We start from the raw sequence: 19,469 nt of genomic DNA, 5'->3' as shown, positions 1-19,469 counted from the left end.
GCAACGCTAGCGAAAGGCGTCGACCAGCATCTGGCTGACCGTGGCCTGATCCAGATATCCGGTCGCCCCCAGATCGCGGTCACGCTGATAGCGGCGGATCGCCCTGCGGCTGTCGTCGTCCAACTGGCCATCAACGCGACCGGGGTCGAGGCCAAGCTGCGACAGGCGCGCCTCGACCAGTTGCAGGCTGATGGCATCCAATGACAATTGCGCCTCGCGGGTGGCGGCGGCGGCGTTGGTTTCGGCAGTTGCACGTGCGCGGCCCAATCTCTCGTTTGCCTCTGCTGCAAACAGACCGTCAGGGAACCGTTCCAGATAGGCGCGCAGGTTGCTCTCGCCGCCGGGCACGCCGGTTTCCTGCCAATATGCCCGGTCACGGCGTTCCAGTTCCGCCCGTGCCGCGGCGGCCTCTGCCTCGCGCTGTGTGGCGCGGGTGGTCGCCTGTGCCGACAGCGTCGCAATCTGATCGCGGGTCAGGAAACCATTGGCCGTGATGCCGTTCTGCTCTTGCCAGCCCGTGATCGCGCCCCGCGTCCCCGGGCCAAAGATTCCGTCGATGCCGCGGGTATCGAAACCCATGATCTGCAAATCGCGCTGAATCGCTTGCCTTGCCTCGGACGACAAGCCCAGCGCATTTTCCGCATCACGCAGCGGATTGGGCGGATTGCGCCGCAACTCGGCCAGCCGCGACACGGCATTTGCCGCATTCGCGCCCTGCGGATAGGCATCCAGATAGCGGGCATAGCTGTTCTGCGTGTCCGCCGCGCGGGCAGCCGTCCATGCAGTTTCCTCGCTGCCGGATGCGGCGGCCGTCAGTTCGGGGGGCAGGGTCACACGCTCTGTCGGCACTGCGGCCGCATCGCCGGGGATCAGTGTCAGGCTGTCAGGCACGAAACCGGACAGATCGACCCCGCGGGTCCGGCGGGCAGTGGCAATCACATCGCCTCCGGGCACGGCCAGCGCGTAACGCATCAGGCCCTCGATCGCCTCGGGCGAGCCGCGCACAACCGTGACACCGTTCGGGATCTCCATTGGCCCGATCCCGGCCGACAATCCGGTATCATAGTCGGTGTCGGCCTCTGTCTCGCCCAATAGCAGCACGGCACCCTGCGATGCCTGGGCCAGTGCATTCAGCGCCGTCTGAACCAGGATGCCCTGCTGGCCAACCGTAAAATCCTGTGGCGCGGGTGCATCCTGCCCCATGAACCATGTCAGCGCACCGTCCGTCGCGAATTGACCGGACAGCGCCACGACGATCCGGTCGGCATCTTCCGCTTCATCCGAAAAGATGCGCGCCTGCGAAAACAGATCATCCACATCCAGGTTGCGCCCACCTTTGATTGAAAACCCGTGTTCCCTCAGGGCGGCACCCGCCGCGACCAGGCGATCCGCCCGCGACACGTCGGACAGGTCGTCATAATCCGAAATGCCGACCACCAGGGCCGCATCCTGCGCCGCGGCCATGGCCGCAGTGCAGATCAGTGTCGTCGCAAGAAGGAATTGCCGCATGTGAGATCCTCTAGGTATCGTAGCTGCGACGGTCCTCGATCACGAGCCCGTCGCGGGGAAGCGTGCCGGGCGCATGAAGCGTGACCGTGCCGCGCAATTTCAGAATATCCGTCACGGCCTTGGACGCCGCTTCGGTGTCAAGGTCCAGCCCTTCGAGCTGGATCGCCATCGTATCGGCGTCACCCTGCCGGTCGGCGATGACACGGGCCCGATCGGCACCTGTGGCGGTCACCAGTGCCGCGACCTGTTCGGGACGCACGAACATGCCCTTGATCTTGGTCGTCTGATCGGCGCGGCCCATCCACCCCTTGATGCGGGCATTGGTGCGCCCGGTGGTGCTGGTGCCCGGCAGGACCGCACTCAGATCACCGGTTGCGAAACGGATCAGCGGATAGTCCGGGTTCAGCGTGGTGACGACGACTTCGCCGACCTCGCCCGGTGCAACCGGATCGCCCGTGCCAGGTGTCACGATCTCGACGATGACATGTTCGTCCAGGATCATCCCGTCATCAACTGCGGCCTCGTAGGCAATCAGGCCCAGATCGGCGGTGGCGTAGCATTGCAGACAGGTGATGCCGCGATCGGCATAATACTGGCGCAGTTGTGGAAACAGCGCGCCACCCGATACAGCGGCCTTGGTAATCTTCAGCGCGACACCCATCTCGTCGGCCTTTTCCAGTATCACCTTGAGGTAGTCCGGCGTGCCGGCATAGGCCGTCGCACCCAGCGCATGGGCGGCCATGACCTGCTGCTCGGTCTGGCCCGTACCTGCCGGAATGACCCGTGCACCGACCGCGGCGGCACCGTTTTCGAACATCGTGCCGGCGGGTGTCAGGTGATAGGCGAAACAATTCTGGACGGTGTCAGCCGGACCGATGCCGCAGGCGTGCAGAAACCGACCAAAGCGCCACCAGTCAGGCGCATTTCCACCGGGTTCGTAGATCGGGCCGGGCGATTGAAAGACGTGACTGATGTGCGACACCGGAATGCCGCCGAATGGCGGGACTTCGGCCTGCATGCGCCCCAGATCGGATTTGCGCAGCACCGGCAGACGGGACAGATCGTCCAATTCAGCGACCACCCCACCCGCAAGCCATGACGCGTCAGACCCCGCAACGCGGTCAATCTGCGACTTCAGGCCCGCCAGCTGCGCCAGTTGGCGCGTCTGTGCATCGCGGGTTTCAAGATCGTCGAAATAGATGGTCATGGCGGTCACTCCTGTCCGGGGGTTGATGGGGGTCATCCGCGGACAAGTGTCATCCCATGGCCGCGGCAGGGCGTTATGCAATATCAGTCATGGGTCATGGGATCGCGGCGATGGACGGCTGGCAGCAGCCGACCCCGCCTCAGGCCAACCAGCGCTTGCGCCGCCGGTAGCTGCGCACATCACGAAAGCTCTTGCGGCCCTCGTCGGACATGCCGAGGTAGAATTCCTTGACGTCCGGGTTTTCGCGCAGTTCTGCAGCAGGTCCCTCCATCACGACGCGGCCGGACTCGAGGATATAGCCGTGATGCGCAAACCGCAGGGCCACATTGGTGTTCTGTTCCGCCAGCAGGAACGACACGCCCTCGCGCTCGTTCAGATCCTTCACGATGCCAAAGATCTCTTCGACCAGCTGCGGGGCAAGGCCCATCGACGGCTCATCCAGCAGGATCGTCTCGGGCCGCGACATCAGCGCGCGCCCGATGGCGCACATCTGCTGTTCCCCGCCAGATGTATAGCCCGCCTGAGATTTACGCCGTTCGCGCAAACGCGGGAAATAATTGTAGACCATCTCGAGGTCGGCGCTGACAGCGCCGGACCCGTCGCGGCGCGTATAGGCACCGGTCATCAGATTTTCCTCGATGGTCAGATGTTCGAAACAATGCCGGCCTTCCATGACCTGGATCACGCCGCGCTGCACCAGATCGGTCGGTGTCAGGTCCTGCACGCGGTCACCGCGATAGCGGATCGACCCCTTTGTCACCTCGCCACGCTCGGATTGCAGCAGATTTGAAATCGCCTTGAGCGTGGTGGTCTTGCCCGCGCCATTGCCCCCCAGCAGGGCCGTGATGCCGCCCTTGGGCACCTTCAGCGACACGCCCTTCAGCACGAGGATCACGTGATTGTAGATCACCTCGATATTGTTGACCTCCAGCAAGGTCTCGGTCGTGGTCTCGGTGGTGTCCAGCATGGCGCGGTGTCCCCTGCATCATCTTGCCAAAAATACTCATAATCGGGCGGCCCCGGCAGGGGCCGCCCGACAACAGGCTTACAAGCAGCCCGGCGTGATGTTGTTTTCAGCCGCAAAGGCCATCGCGTCCTCGGTGATCAGCGGATCGATGACGCTGTCGTCGGGGGCGATGAAATCGGTCAGCGGCACGAACACACCGTCAGCGGCGTTCCACTGTTGCACCAGACCTTCACCCGAACCGCCGTGGTTCTGACAGTTCACGCTGAATTCCGGCCCGATTCCGCCCATGCCCAGCTCGGTCATGCGCGCCTCGGTGATTTCCAGCGCTTCCATGCCGTCGCGCATCATCGCGGGCGTGATATCGGACACACCGTGGATTTCCTGCGCCTTGGCAATGGCCTCGGCCGCCAGCATGGCCGCATACATGCCGCGCACATACAGCACCTTGCCCAGATTGTCGCCCGCGCCAGCCGCAAGGCCAGCATCCACGACCATCGTCTGGATTTCGTCCAGCACCGGATAATCCTGGATACGGTTCATGTTCAGCGACTTGTAGCCATCAGCCGCAGCACCCGCGGGTGTCACGTCATGTTCGGCACCCGCCCACCAGTTTCCAATGAAATTCTCCATCGGGAAACCGACGTTCGCTGCCTCTTGGACCGCGACCTGGTTCATCACACCCCAGCCCCACATGACAACGTAGTCGGGACGCTCGCGACGGATCTGCAACCACTGCGATTTCTGCTCCTGACCGGGATGATCGACGGCCAGCGTGCTCAGCGTGAACCCGTGCTTTGCCGACAGCTCTTCCAGTGTGCGGATCGGCTCCTTGCCGTAGGCGCTGTTGTGATAGACCAGCGCGATCGTCTTGCCGGACAGGTCGCCACCGTTTTCATCCAGCAGGTAATTCACCGCAACGGATGCCGCATCCCAATAGTTGCCGGGATAGTTGAATACCCAGTTGAACACCTCGCCTTCCGCGGCAGACGTCCGACCGTAGCCCAGGGTATGGATCGGAATACCGTCAGCGGTTGCCTTGGGGATCAGCTGATAGGTGATGCCGGTGGACAGCGGCTGATACACCAGCGCGCCTTCGCCCTTGGTCGCCTCGTAGCATTCCACCCCTTTTTCGGTGTTGTAGCCGGTTTCGCATTCCACGATTCGGACAGGCTCGCCGCCGATGCCGCCATCACGCGCATTCAGCAGGGCAAAGTAGTCCTGATACCCGTCCGAGAACGGAATACCGCCTGCCGCATAGGGACCGGTGCGATAGGACAGGTCGGGGATGACCAGTTCTGCCGCCGCGGTATTGGCCGCCATCAGACCCGCGATGGCCGCGGCCGAAAATGTCGTAAACTTCATTGTCTTCCTCCCAGTTGTGAAATGCCGGGCTTTGCCCCGGTCTTTCGATAAACCCGTGCCTCCTCGCACGAGCCTAATACGGAAACGGCCACAGCCGCAGTTTCTCTTTGATATGCCGCCACATCTGCGCCAGCCCATGTGGTTCCTTGATCAGGAAAAACATGATCAGACCGCCGACGACGACCAATTGCAGGTGGCTGACGATCTGTGTGGGCCAGCCCAGCACATCGACGCCCAACACCTTGAGCGCGACAGGCAGCAGCACCAGGAACGCCGCCCCGGCAAAGCTGCCGAACAGACTGCCAAGACCGCCGATGATGCACATGAACAGCACAAGGAACGACTTGTTGATGCCGAATGCCTCACCGACCTCGACGGCCCCAAGGTAGACCGCAAAGAATAGCGCGCCGGAAATACCGATGAAAAACGATGACACGGCAAAGGCCGTCAGCTTGGCCTTCAGCGGATCAACCCCGATGATTTCGGCGGCGATATCCATGTCGCGGATCGCCATCCACGACCGGCCAATGGTGCCGCGCGTCAGGTTGCGCGCCAGCAGCGCACAGCCGGTCACGAACAACAGGCAGATCAGGTATTGCGCTGCCGGTGTCGTGTTGGCCCCCGTCACGGCATGCCCGAAAACGAACCGTTCGGGCGCATTGATCTGACCCGAGGCCGAATAGTTGTAGAACCACGACACCTTGTTGAACAACCACACGAGGAAAAACTGCGCCGCCAACGTCGCCACCGCCAGGTAGAATCCCTTGATCCGCAGGCTGGGCAGACCAAAGGCCGCCCCGACAATCGCGGTGATGCCACCCGCCAGCAGGATGTGCACCAGCATCGACACATCCGGAAAGGACGTCATCAGCTTGTAGCAGGCGTAGGCGCCGACGGCCATGAAACCGCCCGTACCCAGGCTGACCTGCCCGCAATACCCCGTCAGGATGTTCAACCCGATCGCCGCAATCGCATAGATCAGGAACGGCACGAGAATGGCGTTCGCCCAGTAGTCGTTGATGACGAACGGGATCACCAACCAGGCCACGGCCAGCACCGCCCAATAGCGCCAGCGGTCGAACGCGATGGGGAACGTCTGGCTGTCTGCCTTGTACGTCGTCTTGAAATCACCTGCTTCGCGGTACAGCATCTATTCGTCGCCCTTTTTGTAACGCAAGAACCCGACCTTGCCGTAGAATGCCCCCGCCGCCGCACCGGTCAGCAACAGCAGCGATTGTTCCTGGATCGCCAGCATCGCAAACAATGCGCAGGTAGCGGCCCCGAAACAGGCCGTGATCAGCCCGGCGCGGGCGGTCTTGATTTCGTTAAACCCTTTCAATGATCTTCTCCCCGAACAGGCCCTGCGGGCGGAACACGAGGAAAATCAGCGCCAGCACGTAGGCAAACCAGTTTTCCGTTGCCCCGCCGATCATCGGGCCGATCATGTATTCGAACAATTTTTCACCGACCCCGATGATAAGGCCGCCGACGATGGCGCCGGGGATGGATGTGAAGCCACCCAGCATCAGCACCGGCAGCGCCTTGAGCGCGATCAACGACAGCGAAAACTGAACGCCGGACTTTGCACCCCACATCACGCCGGCCACCAGTGCGACCAGACCCGCCAGCGACCAGACCAGCACCCAGATATAGTTCAGTGAAATCCCCACGCTGAGCGCGGCCTGATGGTCATCCGCCACCGCACGCATGGCGCGGCCCTGCTTGGTGTATTGCGCAAACCCGATCAGGGCCGCGACCAGCACGATGGCGACCAGCGTGGCGACCATGTCCAGCTTGTCGATAAAGAAGCCGTAGAAATCATCGCCACCCAGCCCGGCGGTCAGATCCTCGACGAATAGCGAACCGCCCTGCGGCAGGCCGACAGCCAGCGTTTTGATATCCGACCCCCACATCAGGTCGCCCACACCTTCCAGGAAATAGGCCAGACCGATGGTTGCCATGAACAGAATGATCGGTTCCTGTCCAACCAAGTGCCTGAAAACAAAGGTATGCACCGCCCAGGCAAAGAATATCATCACCCCCAGCGTCACCAGGATCGCGGCAAAGGCCGGAACGGTCCAGCCAAAGTGATGGATCTCAGTGCCGAACACGGCGTTGATCAGGTGGCTGAACGGCACCTGGCCCTCCATCACGCCCACCAGTGTCAGGGCCGCAAACAGGGCCATCACACCTTGTGCATAGTTGAAAATGCCGGACGCCTTGAAGATCAGCACAAACCCAAGGGCCACGAGCGCGTACATGACACCAGCCATGAGGCCGTTGATGACGACCTCGATCCCGTACAGAAAATCAGCGGACATTTGCGTGCTCCTTAGTCATGGGCGACCCCCAAATAGGCGTCGATGACATCCTGGTTATTGCGGACCTCTGACGGGGTGCCGTCGCCAATTTTTCGACCGTAGTCCATCACGACGACCCGGTCGGAAATATCCATGACCACGCCCATATCGTGTTCGATCAGCGCCACGGTCGTGCCGAATTCGTCATTCACATCAAGGATATAGCGGCTCATGTCCTCTTTCTCCTCGACGTTCATGCCCGCCATCGGTTCGTCCAGCAGCAGCAGTTTCGGTTCCGCCGCCAAGGCACGGGCCAGTTCCACCCGCTTTTTTAGGCCATAAGGCAGACGGCTGACCGGTGTCTTGCGGATCGCCTGGATTTCCAGAAAATCGATGATCCGTTCCACCGCCTCGCGGTTTTCGGTCTCTTCGCGCTCGGCCTTGCCCATCCACAGGGCCTGCGCCAGCATTCCCGATTTCATGTGGGTCAGACGGCCTGTCATGATGTTGTCCAGCACGCTCATCCCCTCGAACAACGCGATGTTCTGAAATGTGCGGGCGATGCCCTGCCGCGCCACCTGATAGGGCTTCATCGGCGGGCGCTTTTCGCCCCGGAACCAGACTTCGCCTTCCTGGGGGTGATAGAAACCCGAAATGACGTTCAGCATCGACGATTTGCCAGCGCCGTTGGGGCCGATGATCGCGCGGATTTCACCCTCGCGGATGTCGAAACTGATGTCCTTGATCGCCTCGACACCACCGAATCGCAGGGTGATGCCGCGCATGTCCATCATCACGCCGCCGATGGTGCGCCCGTCATCGGTGACGTAGCTGTCAAAGGTATCCTTCATGCATTTCCCCTTTCACGGGATGGCGGGCGGGGCGCCTTTTGCGCCTGCGCAAAACAGCGTCGCCCCGTCATTCCGCAGCCATCCGCGCCGTATTCACGACGACCGCGTCGCGGATATCCAGTGTCGCGCGCAGCTTGCCCTTGCGTCCGTCCTCATAGGTGACCTCGGTCTCGGTCGCGATGGTGTCCGACCCGTCATAAAGCGCGGTCACCAGGTCGTTGAACTTGTCACCCACCACCGCGCGGCGCACCTTGCGCGTGCGGGTCATTTCGCCGTCGTCGGCGTCCAGTTCCTTGTGCAGTACCAGAAAGCGGTGAATCTGGCAGGCTGCCAGCATCGGGTCCTGCGCCACGCTCGCGTTCACCGCATTCACGTGGTCCGCGATCTGATCCAGCACGCGCGGGTGTTGCGACAATTCCTGATAGGACGAATAGGCGATGTTGTTGCGTTCGGCCCAGTTGCCCACGGCATTGAGGTCGATGTTGATGAACGCCACACAACGGTCACGGCCCGCGCCGAACACCACGGCCTCGAGGATGTTGGGATAGAACTTCAACTTGTTCTCGACATACTTGGGCGCGAACATCGCACCATCGGCCATTTTGCCCACGTCCTTGGCCCGGTCGATGATCCGCAGATGGCCACTGTCTTCTTCGATGAAACCAGCGTCGCCGGTGGCGACCCAGCCGTCCGGATCCTTTGTCGATGCGGTGCTTTCGGGGTTCTTGTAGTAGGCCTCGAACGTGCCGGGCGAACGATAGAACACCTCTCCCCGGTCGTCGATCCGCAGCTCGACCCCCGGTGAGGGCACGCCGACCGTGTCGGATCGCACCTCGCCGTCGGGTTGCTGGGTGATGAAAACCGTCGCCTCTGTCTGACCATAGAGCTGCTTGAGGTTGATCCCAAGTGACCGGTAGAAATCGAAAATTTCCGGCCCGATCGCCTCGCCTGCGGTATAGCCAACGCGCACGCGGCTCAGGCCCAGCGTGTTTTTCAACGGGCCGTACACGAGCAGATCGCCCAACCTGTAACGGAGCCGGTCCAGCAGGCCCACCGGCTTGCGATCCAGCAGATCGGGCCCCACGCGGCGCGCCAGCGCCATGTAGTGATCGAACATCGCCTTCTTGATCCGGCCCGCGTCTTCCATTCGGATCATCACGGTCGTCAGCTGGTTTTCGAACACCCGCGGCGGGGCAAAGAAATAGGTCGGCCCGATCTCGCGCAGGTCGGTCAGCATGGTGTCCGGGCTTTCGGGACAATTCACGCAAAACCCGGTCCACATCGCCTGCCCGATGGAAAAGATGAAATCCCCCACCCAGGCCATCGGCAGATAGGCCAGCACCTCGTCACCGGCACGCAGCCGGTCGAATTCAGCCGAATTGCGCGAGGTCGCGATGACATTTCGGTTTGACAGAACCACACCCTTTGGGCGGCCAGTCGTCCCAGAGGTGTAGAGCATGACGCATGTATCATCGAGGGTGCGCGCCTGCGTCAGCGCTTCCATGTCGGCACGTCGCGTACTGGCGCGGCCAGCGGCCTGTGCGTCCGCAAAGCTGGACATTGCCGTGTGGTCATAACGTCGCAACCCCCGTCCATCGACGTAAATCACGTGCTTCAGGGTCATGTTTCCGGCCTGCGCGTCGATCAGTTTGTCGACCATCTCCTGATCGCCGACCACGGCAAAGCGCGCGCCCGCATGATCCAGCGCATAGGCGATCTCTTCGACCGCGGCGTCCTGATAGAGTGGGACCGGAATGCAGCCGATCTTTTGCGCGGCCACCATCGCCCAATACAGCGCCGGACGGTTGCGCCCCGTGATCGCGATATGGTCGCCGACCTGCGCGCCCAATTCCAGCAGACCCAGCGCAAAGGCGTCTATTTCCTCGGCGGCCTGCGCCCAGGTCCAGCTCTGCCAGATGCCGAATTCCTTCTCCCGGTACGCCGGCTTGTCGCCATGCCGCGCGACATTGCGCGCCAGCAAATGCGGAATGGACCGTGCATCGTCGCCAATGGCGCCGCTCTTCATATCGGTAATCCTCCCCTCGACCTGGCCCGTCGGGCCAATGGGTCGCACCTCCTCAAGCGGACCCATGCTTCATCTTGGATAAGAACGACCGTCGCGGTCAAATTCTTTTTTTGAACACTTGTTCAATTAAGTGGCATTTTCACGAAAAAGGGCGGTGGCTTGCGCCACCGCCCTCACTTCACTGACAGTCTTCGGGAATGCAATCCGAGTGAGATCAGTTGAAGTTGTAGACGACCGAAACACCCAGGGTGTTGTTTGCATCCGAAAAGCTGCTGTCGGATTCGTCGTTGTAGATCGTGGTCAGCGACGTGCGCAGCGCCAGCGCGTTCGTCATGGACACGTTCAGCGCCAGTTCGTTCTGAATCTGCGCGTTCGCATCAGAGAAGATGACGTCGGTGTCGTTGGTCAGATAGGACGTTTCGGACAGCGAACGATAGTAGTTCGAAGACACCGAACCTGCGACTTCACGCACGTCTTCGCCGTTGACCTGCTCGGCGTAGCGGTAGCCCGGACCAGCCTGGATCGACCACTGCGCGGTCGCGTCGTTCAGGATGCGGTAACCCACACCGGCACCGGCAAAGATGTCGGTGTCATACGAGTCTGCATCCGTGACAGCCGAATCCAGCAGCACGTCCAGCTTGCCATAGGCAAAGAAGGCACCCGACAGGTCGCGGCGATAATCAGCGCCAGCCAGCAGGCGGTTCGTTGTCTCGTCACCGTTGTCGGACGCGTAGTCATACTTGGCCGACACGTCGACGCCGTTCACGCCGTCAAAGGTGCCGTAGCGCAGGCCGACGCCGACATTCGAGTTATCGTCGTCGTCGTTGCTGTTGGCAGTCGCGCGCAGTGCGACCGAACCGTAGGAACCGACGATGCGGCCTTCGTTGCCGAACTGGTTGAAATCACGCTCGGCATCCTCGGCGATCTGCTCTTGCAGGTCGTCGACGGCGTCGACTGCGGCGTCTTCGTTTGCAAAGACAGTGGTCTGCGCAGCAGCGGCACCAGCGATCAGGGATGCGGTCGCGGCGGCTACGAAAATATTCAATGTTTTCATGGTCTCTTTCCTTGTGTCCCGCTGTGTGCGGTGTGGGGGTTAAATGCCCACGCGCGACAAAAGTTCGAGACCCACCGGGCCATTTGGATACGGCTATGGGGTTACTGTTCCATCACAGCCACACCCCACAATCCCGTGATAATTTTTATTATTAAAATCAACTGCCTAAAGAAAACACGGGAATATGCAGGTCGTTCACGGGCAGATTTCAGTTTTGTGATGGAACTAAAATGCGTCTTCCGGTTGCGCTGCGGGCTGTGACGCCTTTTCGACGCGCACAGCCGCATACTTGAACTCCGGGATCTTGCCGATGGGGTCAATGGCGGGATTAGTCAGCAGGTTCGCCGCTGCCTCGACGTAGGCAAATGGCAGAAACACCATATCGCGGGCTACGGCCCGATCCGCGCGCGCCATGACGGTGATACGGCCGCGACGGGTGGACAGGGTCACATAGCCGCCCGCCTCCACGCCCAGATCGCGCAGCGTGTGCGGATGCAACGAACAATTTGCCTGCGGTTCCACCGCATCAAGCACCGTCGCGCGGCGGGTCATCGCGCCCGTGTGCCAATGTTCCAGTTGTCGCCCGGTCGTCAGCACCATGGGATATTCCGCATCCGGCTGTTCGTCCGGTGCGATCACATCCGCAGGGGTGAACCGCGCCCGGCCACCCTCGCGCGGAAAGCCATCGGCAAACAGGATCGACTGACCGGGGTCATCCGGACCGCTGGTCGGATAGGTGACGGCCTGGTGTTCCAGCCTGTCCCAACTGATGTGGTCCAGTGACGGCATCGTGCTGGCCATTTCGGCATAGACGTCGCGCGGGTGACTATAGGTCCAGTCCAGTCCCAGCCGCTGGCCCATGTCGATCAGGATGCGCCAATCCTCGCGCGCCTCGCCCGGTGGCGGGACAGCGGGACGTCCCATCTGCACCTGACGGTTGGTATTGGTCACTGTCCCGGTTTTTTCGGCAAAGGCCGAGGCAGGCAGGATCACATCCGCGAAGTTCGCGGTTTCGGTCAAAAAGATATCCTGCACCACCAGATGATCCAGCATCGCCAGACCCGCGCGCGCGTGGTCCAGATCAGGATCTGACATGGCCGGGTTTTCACCCTGGATGAACATCCCCTTGATCTGTCCGTCATGGATACCTTGCAGGATTTCCGTCACGGTCAGGCCTTTTTCAGCGGCAACAGTACCGGCCCCCCAAAGGGCATCGAAACTGGCGCGCACCTCGGCACTGGTGACTGATTGGTAATCCGGCAAATACATCGGAATGAGGCCGGCATCAGACGCACCCTGTACGTTGTTCTGACCGCGCAGCGGATGCAGCCCGGTGCCGGGTCGGCCGATCTGCCCCGTCATCAGCGCGAGCGAGATCAGGCAGCGCGAGTTGTCGGTGCCATAGGTGTGCTGGCTGATGCCCATGCCCCAAAAGATCATCGCAGATTGCGCCCCGGCAAAGGTCCGCGCCACATCGCGCAGTGTCTCGGCGTCGATGCCGCAGATCTCTGACATCGACTCTGGCGTGAACCGTTTCAGGTGTTCGCGCTCTGCGTCCCAGTTTTCGGTGTAACCGTCGATATATTGTTCATCGAACAGCCCTTCGGTGACGATGACGTTGCAGATGGCGTTCAGCATCGCGACATCGGTGCCGGGTTTGAACTGCAGCATGTGCGATGCATGCCGTTTCAGCGCCTGACCGCGCGGGTCCATTACGATCAGCTTGCCACCGCGCGCTGCGAATTGCTTGAAATAGGTGGCCGCAACGGGATGGTTTTCGACCGGGTTGGCCCCGATCACGATCGCCACGTCGGCGTTTTCAATCTCGTTGAACGTCGCGGTAACACCGCCAGAGCCCACGTTTTCCATCAGCGCCGCAACGGATGACGCATGACACAGCCGCGTGCAGTGATCGACATTGTTGTGGCCGAACCCCTGCCGGATCAGTTTCTGGAACAGATAGGCTTCTTCGTTGCTGCATTTGGCAGACCCAAAGCCGGCAACGGTTTGACCGCCCTGCGTATCGCGCAGCTCGGACAGGCCGCCTGCCGCGCGGTCCATCGCTTCTTCCCAGGTCGCCTCGCGGAACACGTCGAGGTAATTGCCGGGATCGACGTTCATCCCCTTGGCGGGCGCATCATCGCGGCGGATCAGCGGTTTCGTCAGACGATGCGGATGATTGATATAGTCGAACCCGAACCGCCCCTTGACGCACAGACGGTTCTGGTTGGCGGGACCGTCGATCCCTTCGACATACTTGATCTTGCCGTCCTTGACCTTGAGGCTGATCTGGCAACCGACCCCGCAAAACGGGCAGACGCTGGCGACCTCCTTGTCAAAATCCTTGCGGTCACCGACCTGGGCGGTATCGACGACGCTGGCCTCCATCAGGGCACCGGTCGGACAGGCCTGCACACATTCGCCGCAGGCCACACAGGTGCTGTCGCCCATCGGGTCATCCATATCGAACACCGGATAGGCGTCATGCCCACGCCATGCCATGCCGATCACGTCGTTGACCTGCACCTCGCGGCAGGCACGGACGCACAGGTTGCACTGGATACAGGCATCCAGATTCACGCGCATCGCCACATGGCTGTCATCCAGCAGCGGCACGTGATCCAGATCCTTGGCCGGGAACCGCGACGTGGTCACGCCCTCGGCCTGCGCCATGTCCCACAGGTGGCTGGACTTGTCGTGTGCCACATCCTGCGCAGGCTGATCGGCGACCAGCAGTTCCATCACCATGCGCCGGGCCTGCCGTTCGCGCGGCTGGTCGGTCGTGACGACCATGCCTTCGGTCGGCTTGCGCAGGCAGGACGCCACAAGGTTCTTTTCCCCGTCAACGGCCACCATGCAGGCGCGACAATTGCCGTCCGGGCGGTAGCTGGCGGCATCCTTGAAACACAGATGCGGGATCACCAGACCGCGGCCATGCGCGACCTCCCAGATGGTCTGGCCTGCCGCAGCCTCGACCTGCTGGCCATCAAGGGTGAAGGTGATCGTATCAGACATCGGGTCGCTCCATCGGGACTGTAACGATCCTAGCGCGCGATGCCCGGCCCGTCACATGACACAGACGACAGATTGCCGATTCTTTGCGCCAGTTTGTCCTATTGGGTCGGATAATCCCGCACGAACGCCCAAGTGTCGCCCTCTGACAAATCGGGATCGTAGGCGTAACCGCCGCTGTTGAACCCTTTGACGTCATTGATATCGGTCAGGCGGTTTTCCACCACGTAGCGCGCCATCGCACCCCGCGCGCGTTTCGCGAAAAAGCTGACCATGCGCGGGCGGTCGTCCTTCACTTCGAGGAACTTGGGCGTGATGACCCGCAGTTTCAGCGCGGGCGTCTGGGCCGCGTTGAAATATTCCTGACTTGCGCAATTCAGCAGCGCGTCGGTGCCACGTTCTGCCGCACGGGCATTCAGCGCCTTGGCAATCGTATCGCCCCAATAATCATAGAGGTTCGCGCCACGCCGCGTTTTCAGCCGGCTGCCCATTTCCAGCCGATAGGGCTGGATCGCATCCAGCGGGCGCAACACACCATACAGACCAGACAGGATGCACAGGCAATCCTGCGCAAAGGCAAGATCGTCCTCTGACAACGTTTTCGCCTCCAGGCCCTGATAAGTGTCACCATCGAACGCCAGCGCCGCCGGTTTCACTGCATCCGCTGCCGGATCGTCAGCAAAATCCTTGAACCGGTCGCGGTTCAGCCGCGCAAGGTCGTCCGAAATGTTCATCAGTTTGCGCAGATCACCCAGGGTCTGGCCGCGCATCGTCTTGGCCAGCCGCACGGCGTCGGCCTGAAACGCAGGCTGCGTCGGAGTGATATCGACGGGATCAAGGTTGAGCGATTTGGCGGGCGAGAGCGTGACGAGCATGGGACCTCCGGACAGTGTGCGCGACGTTGTAGCACCCCAGCCACCGGGCGCCACCCGGCGGCGTGTCGCATCCTACCGCGCAGTCAGGATTGCCACGTAGTCCCGCAGCAGCGCGGTGCGGCGAGGGCGGAAACTTTCGTCTGTCGCCGAAACGCCCTGAATGCGGTCCGCCATGAACTTGCGAAAGTCCTGCCGCAGAACACACCACGCCAGGATCATGACGCCGCGATCAACATAGACGGTCGCCAGCGGCAGGATGCGCCGGTCGGACGGCGTACCCGTCGCGTCGACATAGCTGATCCTGACAGCCGTTTCGTCCCAGATTGCCGCCCGGATCAACGACAGGTCAGCCAGTGGTGCGGCAGGGCGTTCTGCGCGCCGCACCATCACGGCAGCATGTTGCGCCTGCCGCTGCTGGCGGTCGGGCAATGTCGCGATGATCTTGCCAAGTGCAGTTTCCGCCGCCAGCGCCAGCGCGCGGTCACCCCGATGCGGCACCTCAGCCAGTCCCAGCAGCAGTGCCTCGATTTCCTCGCGGGTGAACGTCTGGGGCGGCAGGGCCAAATCCTCGGTGAGGGTATAGCCATAACCCGGCGCACCATCGATCAGCGCGCCGCCCGCGCGCAGCGTGTCGATGTCACGATACAAGGTGCGTTCAGAGACCCCCGTTTCATCGGCCAACCGCGCGGCAGTCACGGGCTGCGGCAGACGGCGCAGCGTATCGAGCAGGCGAAACAAACGATCGGTGCGGGCCATAACGATCCTGACGGAAACTGACAGGAGTGTTCTCGTATTCAGGCTGCATCGCAACCCTGAAAGGACAAACCGATGTTGACCCTCTATCATGCCCCCTACACCCGCTCTTCGAGCATCATCCAACTGCTGATCGAACTGAATGCGTTGGACCGCGTCGATGTACGCGTGGTCGACGTCGCCCGCCAGGACGGCAGAGGCACCGCCGATCCCGCGAACCTCCACCCCGAGGGCAAGGTCCCCCTGCTGGTCCACGATGGCGTCATGATCCGCGAACGCGGCGCAATCATCCAGTATCTGACGGAACTGTTTCCCAGCGAACTGGCCCCCAAACCCGGCGACCCGACGCGCGGCGCGTATCTGGGCTGGCTGGCCTACTATGGCGCGGTGATAGAGCCGGTGATGATCACGACGCTGCTGGGTCTCGACCATCCCGGGCTGCACGCCAATTTCCGTGGCAAGGCCGAGATGAGCGATGCACTTATCAACGCGCTCTCCGACCAGCCCTATCTGTTGGGTGACAGGTTCACCGCCGTGGACCTGCTGGTCAGCTCACCTTTCGACTGGATGCCGTCCTTTGCGCCGACGGACCAGGTCGTGCAGGACTGGCTGGCGCGCTGCACAGATCGGCCAGCCTACCGGGCCATGGGCAGCTATGACGCTGGCCTGATGCCTGCGGCCAAGGCGGGTTAATCCACACCCTCTGCCAAGACCGCCAAAAAGGCGTCACCAAACCGCTGCGCGTGGCGTTCGCCGATCAGCCGGGCCAGCGCATCCGCATCGGGGCTGCGCAGCTGTGCCACCTTGGCCAGTTGCGCAGCCGTGCAGGACATCGGCTTGTCCGCACCGTCCGGGCCGCGTTGCAGATCAGCCTGCACGGCCAGCAATCGGTCATAGATCGCGCCCTCTGCCCGCCCGGCCAGCTTCATCCGCGCGGGGTGCACCTGTTCGACGGCACCTGCGATCACCTCGAGGAATGCACGGCCGTAGCTGTCCAGCTTTTTCGCACCGACGCCGCTGATACCGGCCATCTGGTCCAGGGTTTGGGGTTTGCGTTCCGCCATTTCGATCAGCGTCTTGTCGTTGAAAATGATGTAGGCCGGACCGCCAGCCGCCTCGGCCAAGGCGCGGCGCTTTGCCTTGAGCGCAGACAGCAGCGGCGCATCTTCTTCGGACACCATCTGGCGCACAGCGGGGCTGAACTTGGCCGCCTGAACAGTATCGCGGCGCAGGGTGATCTGCGCCTCGCCCCGCAGGATCGGCAGTGCGGCATCGGTCATCCGCAGTGCGCCGTGCCGCGCAGGATCGGGGCGGAACAGATCCAGCCCCATCATCTGCCGGAAAATCGCCTGCCATTGGCGTTTGGAAAACTCGCGCCCGACGCCGAACGTCGGCAGCGCATCATGCCCGCGCTCGCGGATTTTCGCTGTATCAGCGCCCATCACGATGTCGATCAAGTGACCCGCCCCAAACCATTCCTCGGTCCGCAACGCCGCGGACAAGGCCATGCGCACGGGCGTCGTGGCATCAAACACCTCTGCCGGGGTATCGCACAGATCACAGTTGCCACAGGGCTGCGGGTCCTCGCCAAAGTAACGCAACAGGTTTTGGCGGCGACAGACCTGCGCCTCGGCCAGACCAAGCAGCGCGTTCAACCGGCCATGATCGGCCGCACGCCGCTCAGGTGGGGCCAACCCTTCGTCGATCTGCTGACGCCGGTAGCGCACATCGTCCGGCCCATAGAGTGTCAGGGTTTCCGCAGGCCCGCCATCACGCCCAGCGCGACCGATTTCCTGATAATAGCTCTCGATAGATTTCGGCAGATCGGCATGGGCGACCCAGCGGATATCGGGTTTGTCGATCCCCATGCCAAAGGCGATGGTCGCACAAACAATCAGCCCGTCCTCTTGCTGGAACCGCCGTTCGATGTCGCGCCGCGCCTCGGCCTCCATCCCGCCGTGATAGGCACAGGCCGAATGTCCCGCCTGACCCAGCGCCTGCGCCAGCGTTTCCGTCTTGGCCCGCGTGCCGCAATAGACGATGCCCGACTGCCCTTTGCGGGCACCGGCAAAGTTCATGATTTGCGCTCTTGGCCCGTCCTTGACCGCAAATGCCAGATGAATGTTCGGCCGATCGAACCCGCGCAGGAACGATTGCGGCTGCACCCCACCGAACAGCTTTTGCACGATTTCTTCGCGTGTTTCTGCATCCGCCGTCGCCGTGAATGCCGCCAGCGGCACATCCAGCGTTTCACGCAGTTCGCCGATCCGCAGGTAATCAGGGCGGAAATCATGCCCCCACTGACTGACGCAATGCGCCTCGTCCACGGCGATCAGGCTGACGCCCGCCTCGCGCAGCATCCGCTGGGTACCGAATGACGCCAGCCGTTCAGGTGCCATGTACAGCAGTTTCAGCGATCCGTCCGCCAGGGACTGCCAGACGGCATCGGTTTCTTCCTCCGTGTTGCCAGAGGTCAGCGCGCCAGCGGCGACCCCCGCCTCGCGCAGGCCGCGCACCTGGTCGCGCATCAGCGCAATCAGTGGCGAAATGACGACGGTGACACCCGGTCGCACCATCGCTGGCAACTGAAAACACAGCGATTTGCCACCACCCGTCGGCATGATGGCCAGCGTGTTCTGACCCGCGACGACAGCATCCACGATCTCTTCCTGGCCCGGGCGAAAGCCATCGAACCCAAAGACATCCCGCAGGATATGTGCCGCTTGCATCGTCTGCCCCCAACCGTGCCTGAGGGTGCTTCATTCCACATGAAGAATCGGTAAACAAGCGCCCCGCGCCCGCGACCGTTGCCAATCGCCGCCCGCTCGCCTACCCAATCACCGCAAAGGAGACCGACATGGGCGAAATCACACTGGTCCGGCACGGGCAGGCCAATTCCGCAGCCACGAACGAGGCGGACTATGACCGTCTGTCTGACCTGGGCCACCAACAGGCCAAGTGGCTGGGCGACTGGATGCGCGACCACGACCGCCCCTATGACGTCGTGCTGTCCGGGACGCTGCGCCGCCAGCGCGAAACGCTGACCAACCTGGGTTACCCGGACGCTGATCGCGACCCACGCCTGAACGAAATCGCCTACTATGACCTGACCGACGAGATGACGCGCGTCCACGGTTCGGATGCCCACGACCCCAGTGATTTCGTCACCCGCTTTCCAGCCACCCTGACCGCATGGCGCAAGGGCGAGATCGGTGGTGCGGAAACCTATGACACCTTTCGCGACCGTGTGCGCGACGTAATGGATATGGCCGCCCAGCCTGGCAAGCGTGTGCTGTGCGTTTCGTCAGGCGGCATCATCGCGCAGGCGGTATCAGACATCCTGGGGCTGGACATCCCGCAGATGGCGCGGATTGCCCTGCCGATCTTCAATACCTCGGTCCACAGGATCCACGTCACCGACCACGGCCCGCTGTTGGTCAGTTTCAACAGCGTGCCGCATCTCGATACCGCCGACCGCGCCGACAATCGCACGTTCTACTGACGCGGGTTCTGCTCCCGCTGACCTGAACCGCAACACTCACGAAAGAGGACT

16 protein-coding genes are annotated in these 19,469 nt (G+C 62.1%); 2 read left to right on the top strand and 14 right to left on the bottom strand.

Annotated features, from left to right (window positions below):
• Positions 1–6 precede the first annotated feature (6 nt).
• The 13 genes from LGQ03_RS09205 to LGQ03_RS09145 form a co-directional block, all read right to left on the bottom strand.
• Positions 7–1,509 (bottom strand): peptidoglycan-binding domain-containing protein, encoded by a 1,503-nt coding sequence (locus tag LGQ03_RS09205; protein WP_226748156.1) that lies wholly within the window; start codon positions 1,507–1,509, stop codon positions 7–9.
• Positions 1,510–1,519: 10 nt separating this feature from the next.
• Complete coding sequence (locus tag LGQ03_RS09200) at positions 1,520–2,716, bottom strand: phenylacetate--CoA ligase family protein (protein ID WP_226748155.1); 1,197 nt, start codon at positions 2,714–2,716, stop codon at positions 1,520–1,522.
• Between the two features lie 139 nt (positions 2,717–2,855).
• Complete coding sequence (locus LGQ03_RS09195) at positions 2,856–3,683, bottom strand: ABC transporter ATP-binding protein (protein ID WP_090157939.1); 828 nt, start codon at positions 3,681–3,683, stop codon at positions 2,856–2,858.
• Between the two features lie 78 nt (positions 3,684–3,761).
• The gene (locus tag LGQ03_RS09190) at positions 3,762–5,045 is read right to left on the bottom strand and encodes an ABC transporter substrate-binding protein (protein ID WP_090157940.1); all 1,284 of its coding nucleotides are present in this window, start codon (positions 5,043–5,045) and stop codon (positions 3,762–3,764) included.
• A gap of 73 nt (positions 5,046–5,118) precedes the next feature.
• Positions 5,119–6,195 (bottom strand): branched-chain amino acid ABC transporter permease, encoded by a 1,077-nt coding sequence (locus LGQ03_RS09185; protein ID WP_090157941.1) that lies wholly within the window; start codon positions 6,193–6,195, stop codon positions 5,119–5,121.
• A complete protein-coding gene (locus LGQ03_RS09180) occupies positions 6,196–6,384 on the bottom strand; it encodes a hypothetical protein (protein ID WP_090157942.1) in 189 nt (62 codons plus the stop codon).
• The gene (locus LGQ03_RS09175) at positions 6,371–7,366 is read right to left on the bottom strand and encodes a branched-chain amino acid ABC transporter permease (RefSeq protein ID WP_056029235.1); all 996 of its coding nucleotides are present in this window, start codon (positions 7,364–7,366) and stop codon (positions 6,371–6,373) included. Before LGQ03_RS09175 ends, LGQ03_RS09180 begins: the two co-directional genes overlap by 14 nt.
• A gap of 11 nt (positions 7,367–7,377) precedes the next feature.
• Entirely contained in the window at positions 7,378–8,196 is an 819-nt protein-coding gene (locus LGQ03_RS09170; protein ID WP_226748154.1) for an ABC transporter ATP-binding protein, read from the bottom strand.
• Positions 8,197–8,263: 67 nt separating this feature from the next.
• Complete coding sequence (locus tag LGQ03_RS09165; protein WP_226748153.1) at positions 8,264–10,222, bottom strand: AMP-binding protein; 1,959 nt, start codon at positions 10,220–10,222, stop codon at positions 8,264–8,266.
• A 214-nt stretch (positions 10,223–10,436) separates the two neighbouring features.
• Complete coding sequence (locus LGQ03_RS09160) at positions 10,437–11,276, bottom strand: DUF481 domain-containing protein (protein ID WP_090157945.1); 840 nt, start codon at positions 11,274–11,276, stop codon at positions 10,437–10,439.
• A 225-nt stretch (positions 11,277–11,501) separates the two neighbouring features.
• Positions 11,502–14,291 (bottom strand): formate dehydrogenase subunit alpha, encoded by a 2,790-nt coding sequence (fdhF, locus tag LGQ03_RS09155; protein ID WP_226748152.1) that lies wholly within the window; start codon positions 14,289–14,291, stop codon positions 11,502–11,504.
• A 98-nt stretch (positions 14,292–14,389) separates the two neighbouring features.
• Positions 14,390–15,163: a peroxide stress protein YaaA gene (yaaA, locus tag LGQ03_RS09150; RefSeq protein WP_226748151.1), complete on the bottom strand. Its 774-nt coding sequence runs from the start codon at positions 15,161–15,163 to the stop codon at positions 14,390–14,392.
• 72 nt (positions 15,164–15,235) lie between these two features.
• On the bottom strand, positions 15,236–15,919 hold the full coding sequence (locus LGQ03_RS09145; RefSeq protein WP_226748150.1) for a helix-turn-helix transcriptional regulator: 684 nt from the start codon (positions 15,917–15,919) through the stop codon (positions 15,236–15,238).
• Between the two features lie 72 nt (positions 15,920–15,991).
• Here LGQ03_RS09145 and LGQ03_RS09140 point away from each other — a divergent pair, with 72 nt between their 5' ends.
• Complete coding sequence (locus tag LGQ03_RS09140) at positions 15,992–16,609, top strand: glutathione S-transferase family protein (protein ID WP_226748149.1); 618 nt, start codon at positions 15,992–15,994, stop codon at positions 16,607–16,609.
• On the opposite strand, the gene recQ is transcribed toward LGQ03_RS09140, so the two are convergent.
• On the bottom strand, positions 16,606–18,645 hold the full coding sequence (gene recQ, locus LGQ03_RS09135) for a DNA helicase RecQ (protein WP_226748148.1): 2,040 nt from the start codon (positions 18,643–18,645) through the stop codon (positions 16,606–16,608). The genes LGQ03_RS09140 and recQ overlap by 4 nt on opposite strands.
• A gap of 128 nt (positions 18,646–18,773) precedes the next feature.
• On the opposite strand from recQ, the gene LGQ03_RS09130 reads away from it, so the two are divergent.
• A complete protein-coding gene (locus tag LGQ03_RS09130; RefSeq protein WP_226748147.1) occupies positions 18,774–19,418 on the top strand; it encodes a histidine phosphatase family protein in 645 nt (214 codons plus the stop codon).
• The last annotated feature ends 51 nt before the right edge of the window (positions 19,419–19,469 follow it).

Origin of the sequence: Loktanella gaetbuli (assembly GCF_020531945.1) — a bacterium.
GTDB lineage: Bacteria > Pseudomonadota > Alphaproteobacteria > Rhodobacterales > Rhodobacteraceae > Loktanella > Loktanella gaetbuli.
Note: the sequence above shows the minus strand (reverse complement) of the source record. Positions and strands in the feature narration are given on the sequence as shown.

Bases quoted from the DNA above. Each gene is read 5' to 3' on its own strand.
- LGQ03_RS09205 (WP_226748156.1), bottom strand. From the start codon at position 1,509: ATGCGGCAATTCCTTCTTGCGACGACACTGATCTGCACTGCGGCCATG.
- LGQ03_RS09200 (WP_226748155.1), bottom strand. From the start codon at position 2,716: ATGACCATCTATTTCGACGATCTTGAAACCCGCGATGCACAGACGCGC.
- LGQ03_RS09195 (WP_090157939.1), bottom strand. From the start codon at position 3,683: ATGCTGGACACCACCGAGACCACGACCGAGACCTTGCTGGAGGTCAAC.
- LGQ03_RS09190 (WP_090157940.1), bottom strand. From the start codon at position 5,045: ATGAAGTTTACGACATTTTCGGCCGCGGCCATCGCGGGTCTGATGGCG.
- LGQ03_RS09185 (WP_090157941.1), bottom strand. From the start codon at position 6,195: ATGCTGTACCGCGAAGCAGGTGATTTCAAGACGACGTACAAGGCAGAC.
- LGQ03_RS09175 (WP_056029235.1), bottom strand. From the start codon at position 7,366: ATGTCCGCTGATTTTCTGTACGGGATCGAGGTCGTCATCAACGGCCTC.
- LGQ03_RS09170 (WP_226748154.1), bottom strand. From the start codon at position 8,196: ATGAAGGATACCTTTGACAGCTACGTCACCGATGACGGGCGCACCATC.
- LGQ03_RS09165 (WP_226748153.1), bottom strand. From the start codon at position 10,222: ATGAAGAGCGGCGCCATTGGCGACGATGCACGGTCCATTCCGCATTTG.
- LGQ03_RS09160 (WP_090157945.1), bottom strand. From the start codon at position 11,276: ATGAAAACATTGAATATTTTCGTAGCCGCCGCGACCGCATCCCTGATC.
- fdhF (WP_226748152.1), bottom strand. From the start codon at position 14,291: ATGTCTGATACGATCACCTTCACCCTTGATGGCCAGCAGGTCGAGGCT.
- yaaA (WP_226748151.1), bottom strand. From the start codon at position 15,163: ATGCTCGTCACGCTCTCGCCCGCCAAATCGCTCAACCTTGATCCCGTC.
- LGQ03_RS09145 (WP_226748150.1), bottom strand. From the start codon at position 15,919: ATGGCCCGCACCGATCGTTTGTTTCGCCTGCTCGATACGCTGCGCCGT.
- LGQ03_RS09140 (WP_226748149.1), top strand. From the start codon at position 15,992: ATGTTGACCCTCTATCATGCCCCCTACACCCGCTCTTCGAGCATCATC.
- recQ (WP_226748148.1), bottom strand. From the start codon at position 18,645: ATGCAAGCGGCACATATCCTGCGGGATGTCTTTGGGTTCGATGGCTTT.
- LGQ03_RS09130 (WP_226748147.1), top strand. From the start codon at position 18,774: ATGGGCGAAATCACACTGGTCCGGCACGGGCAGGCCAATTCCGCAGCC.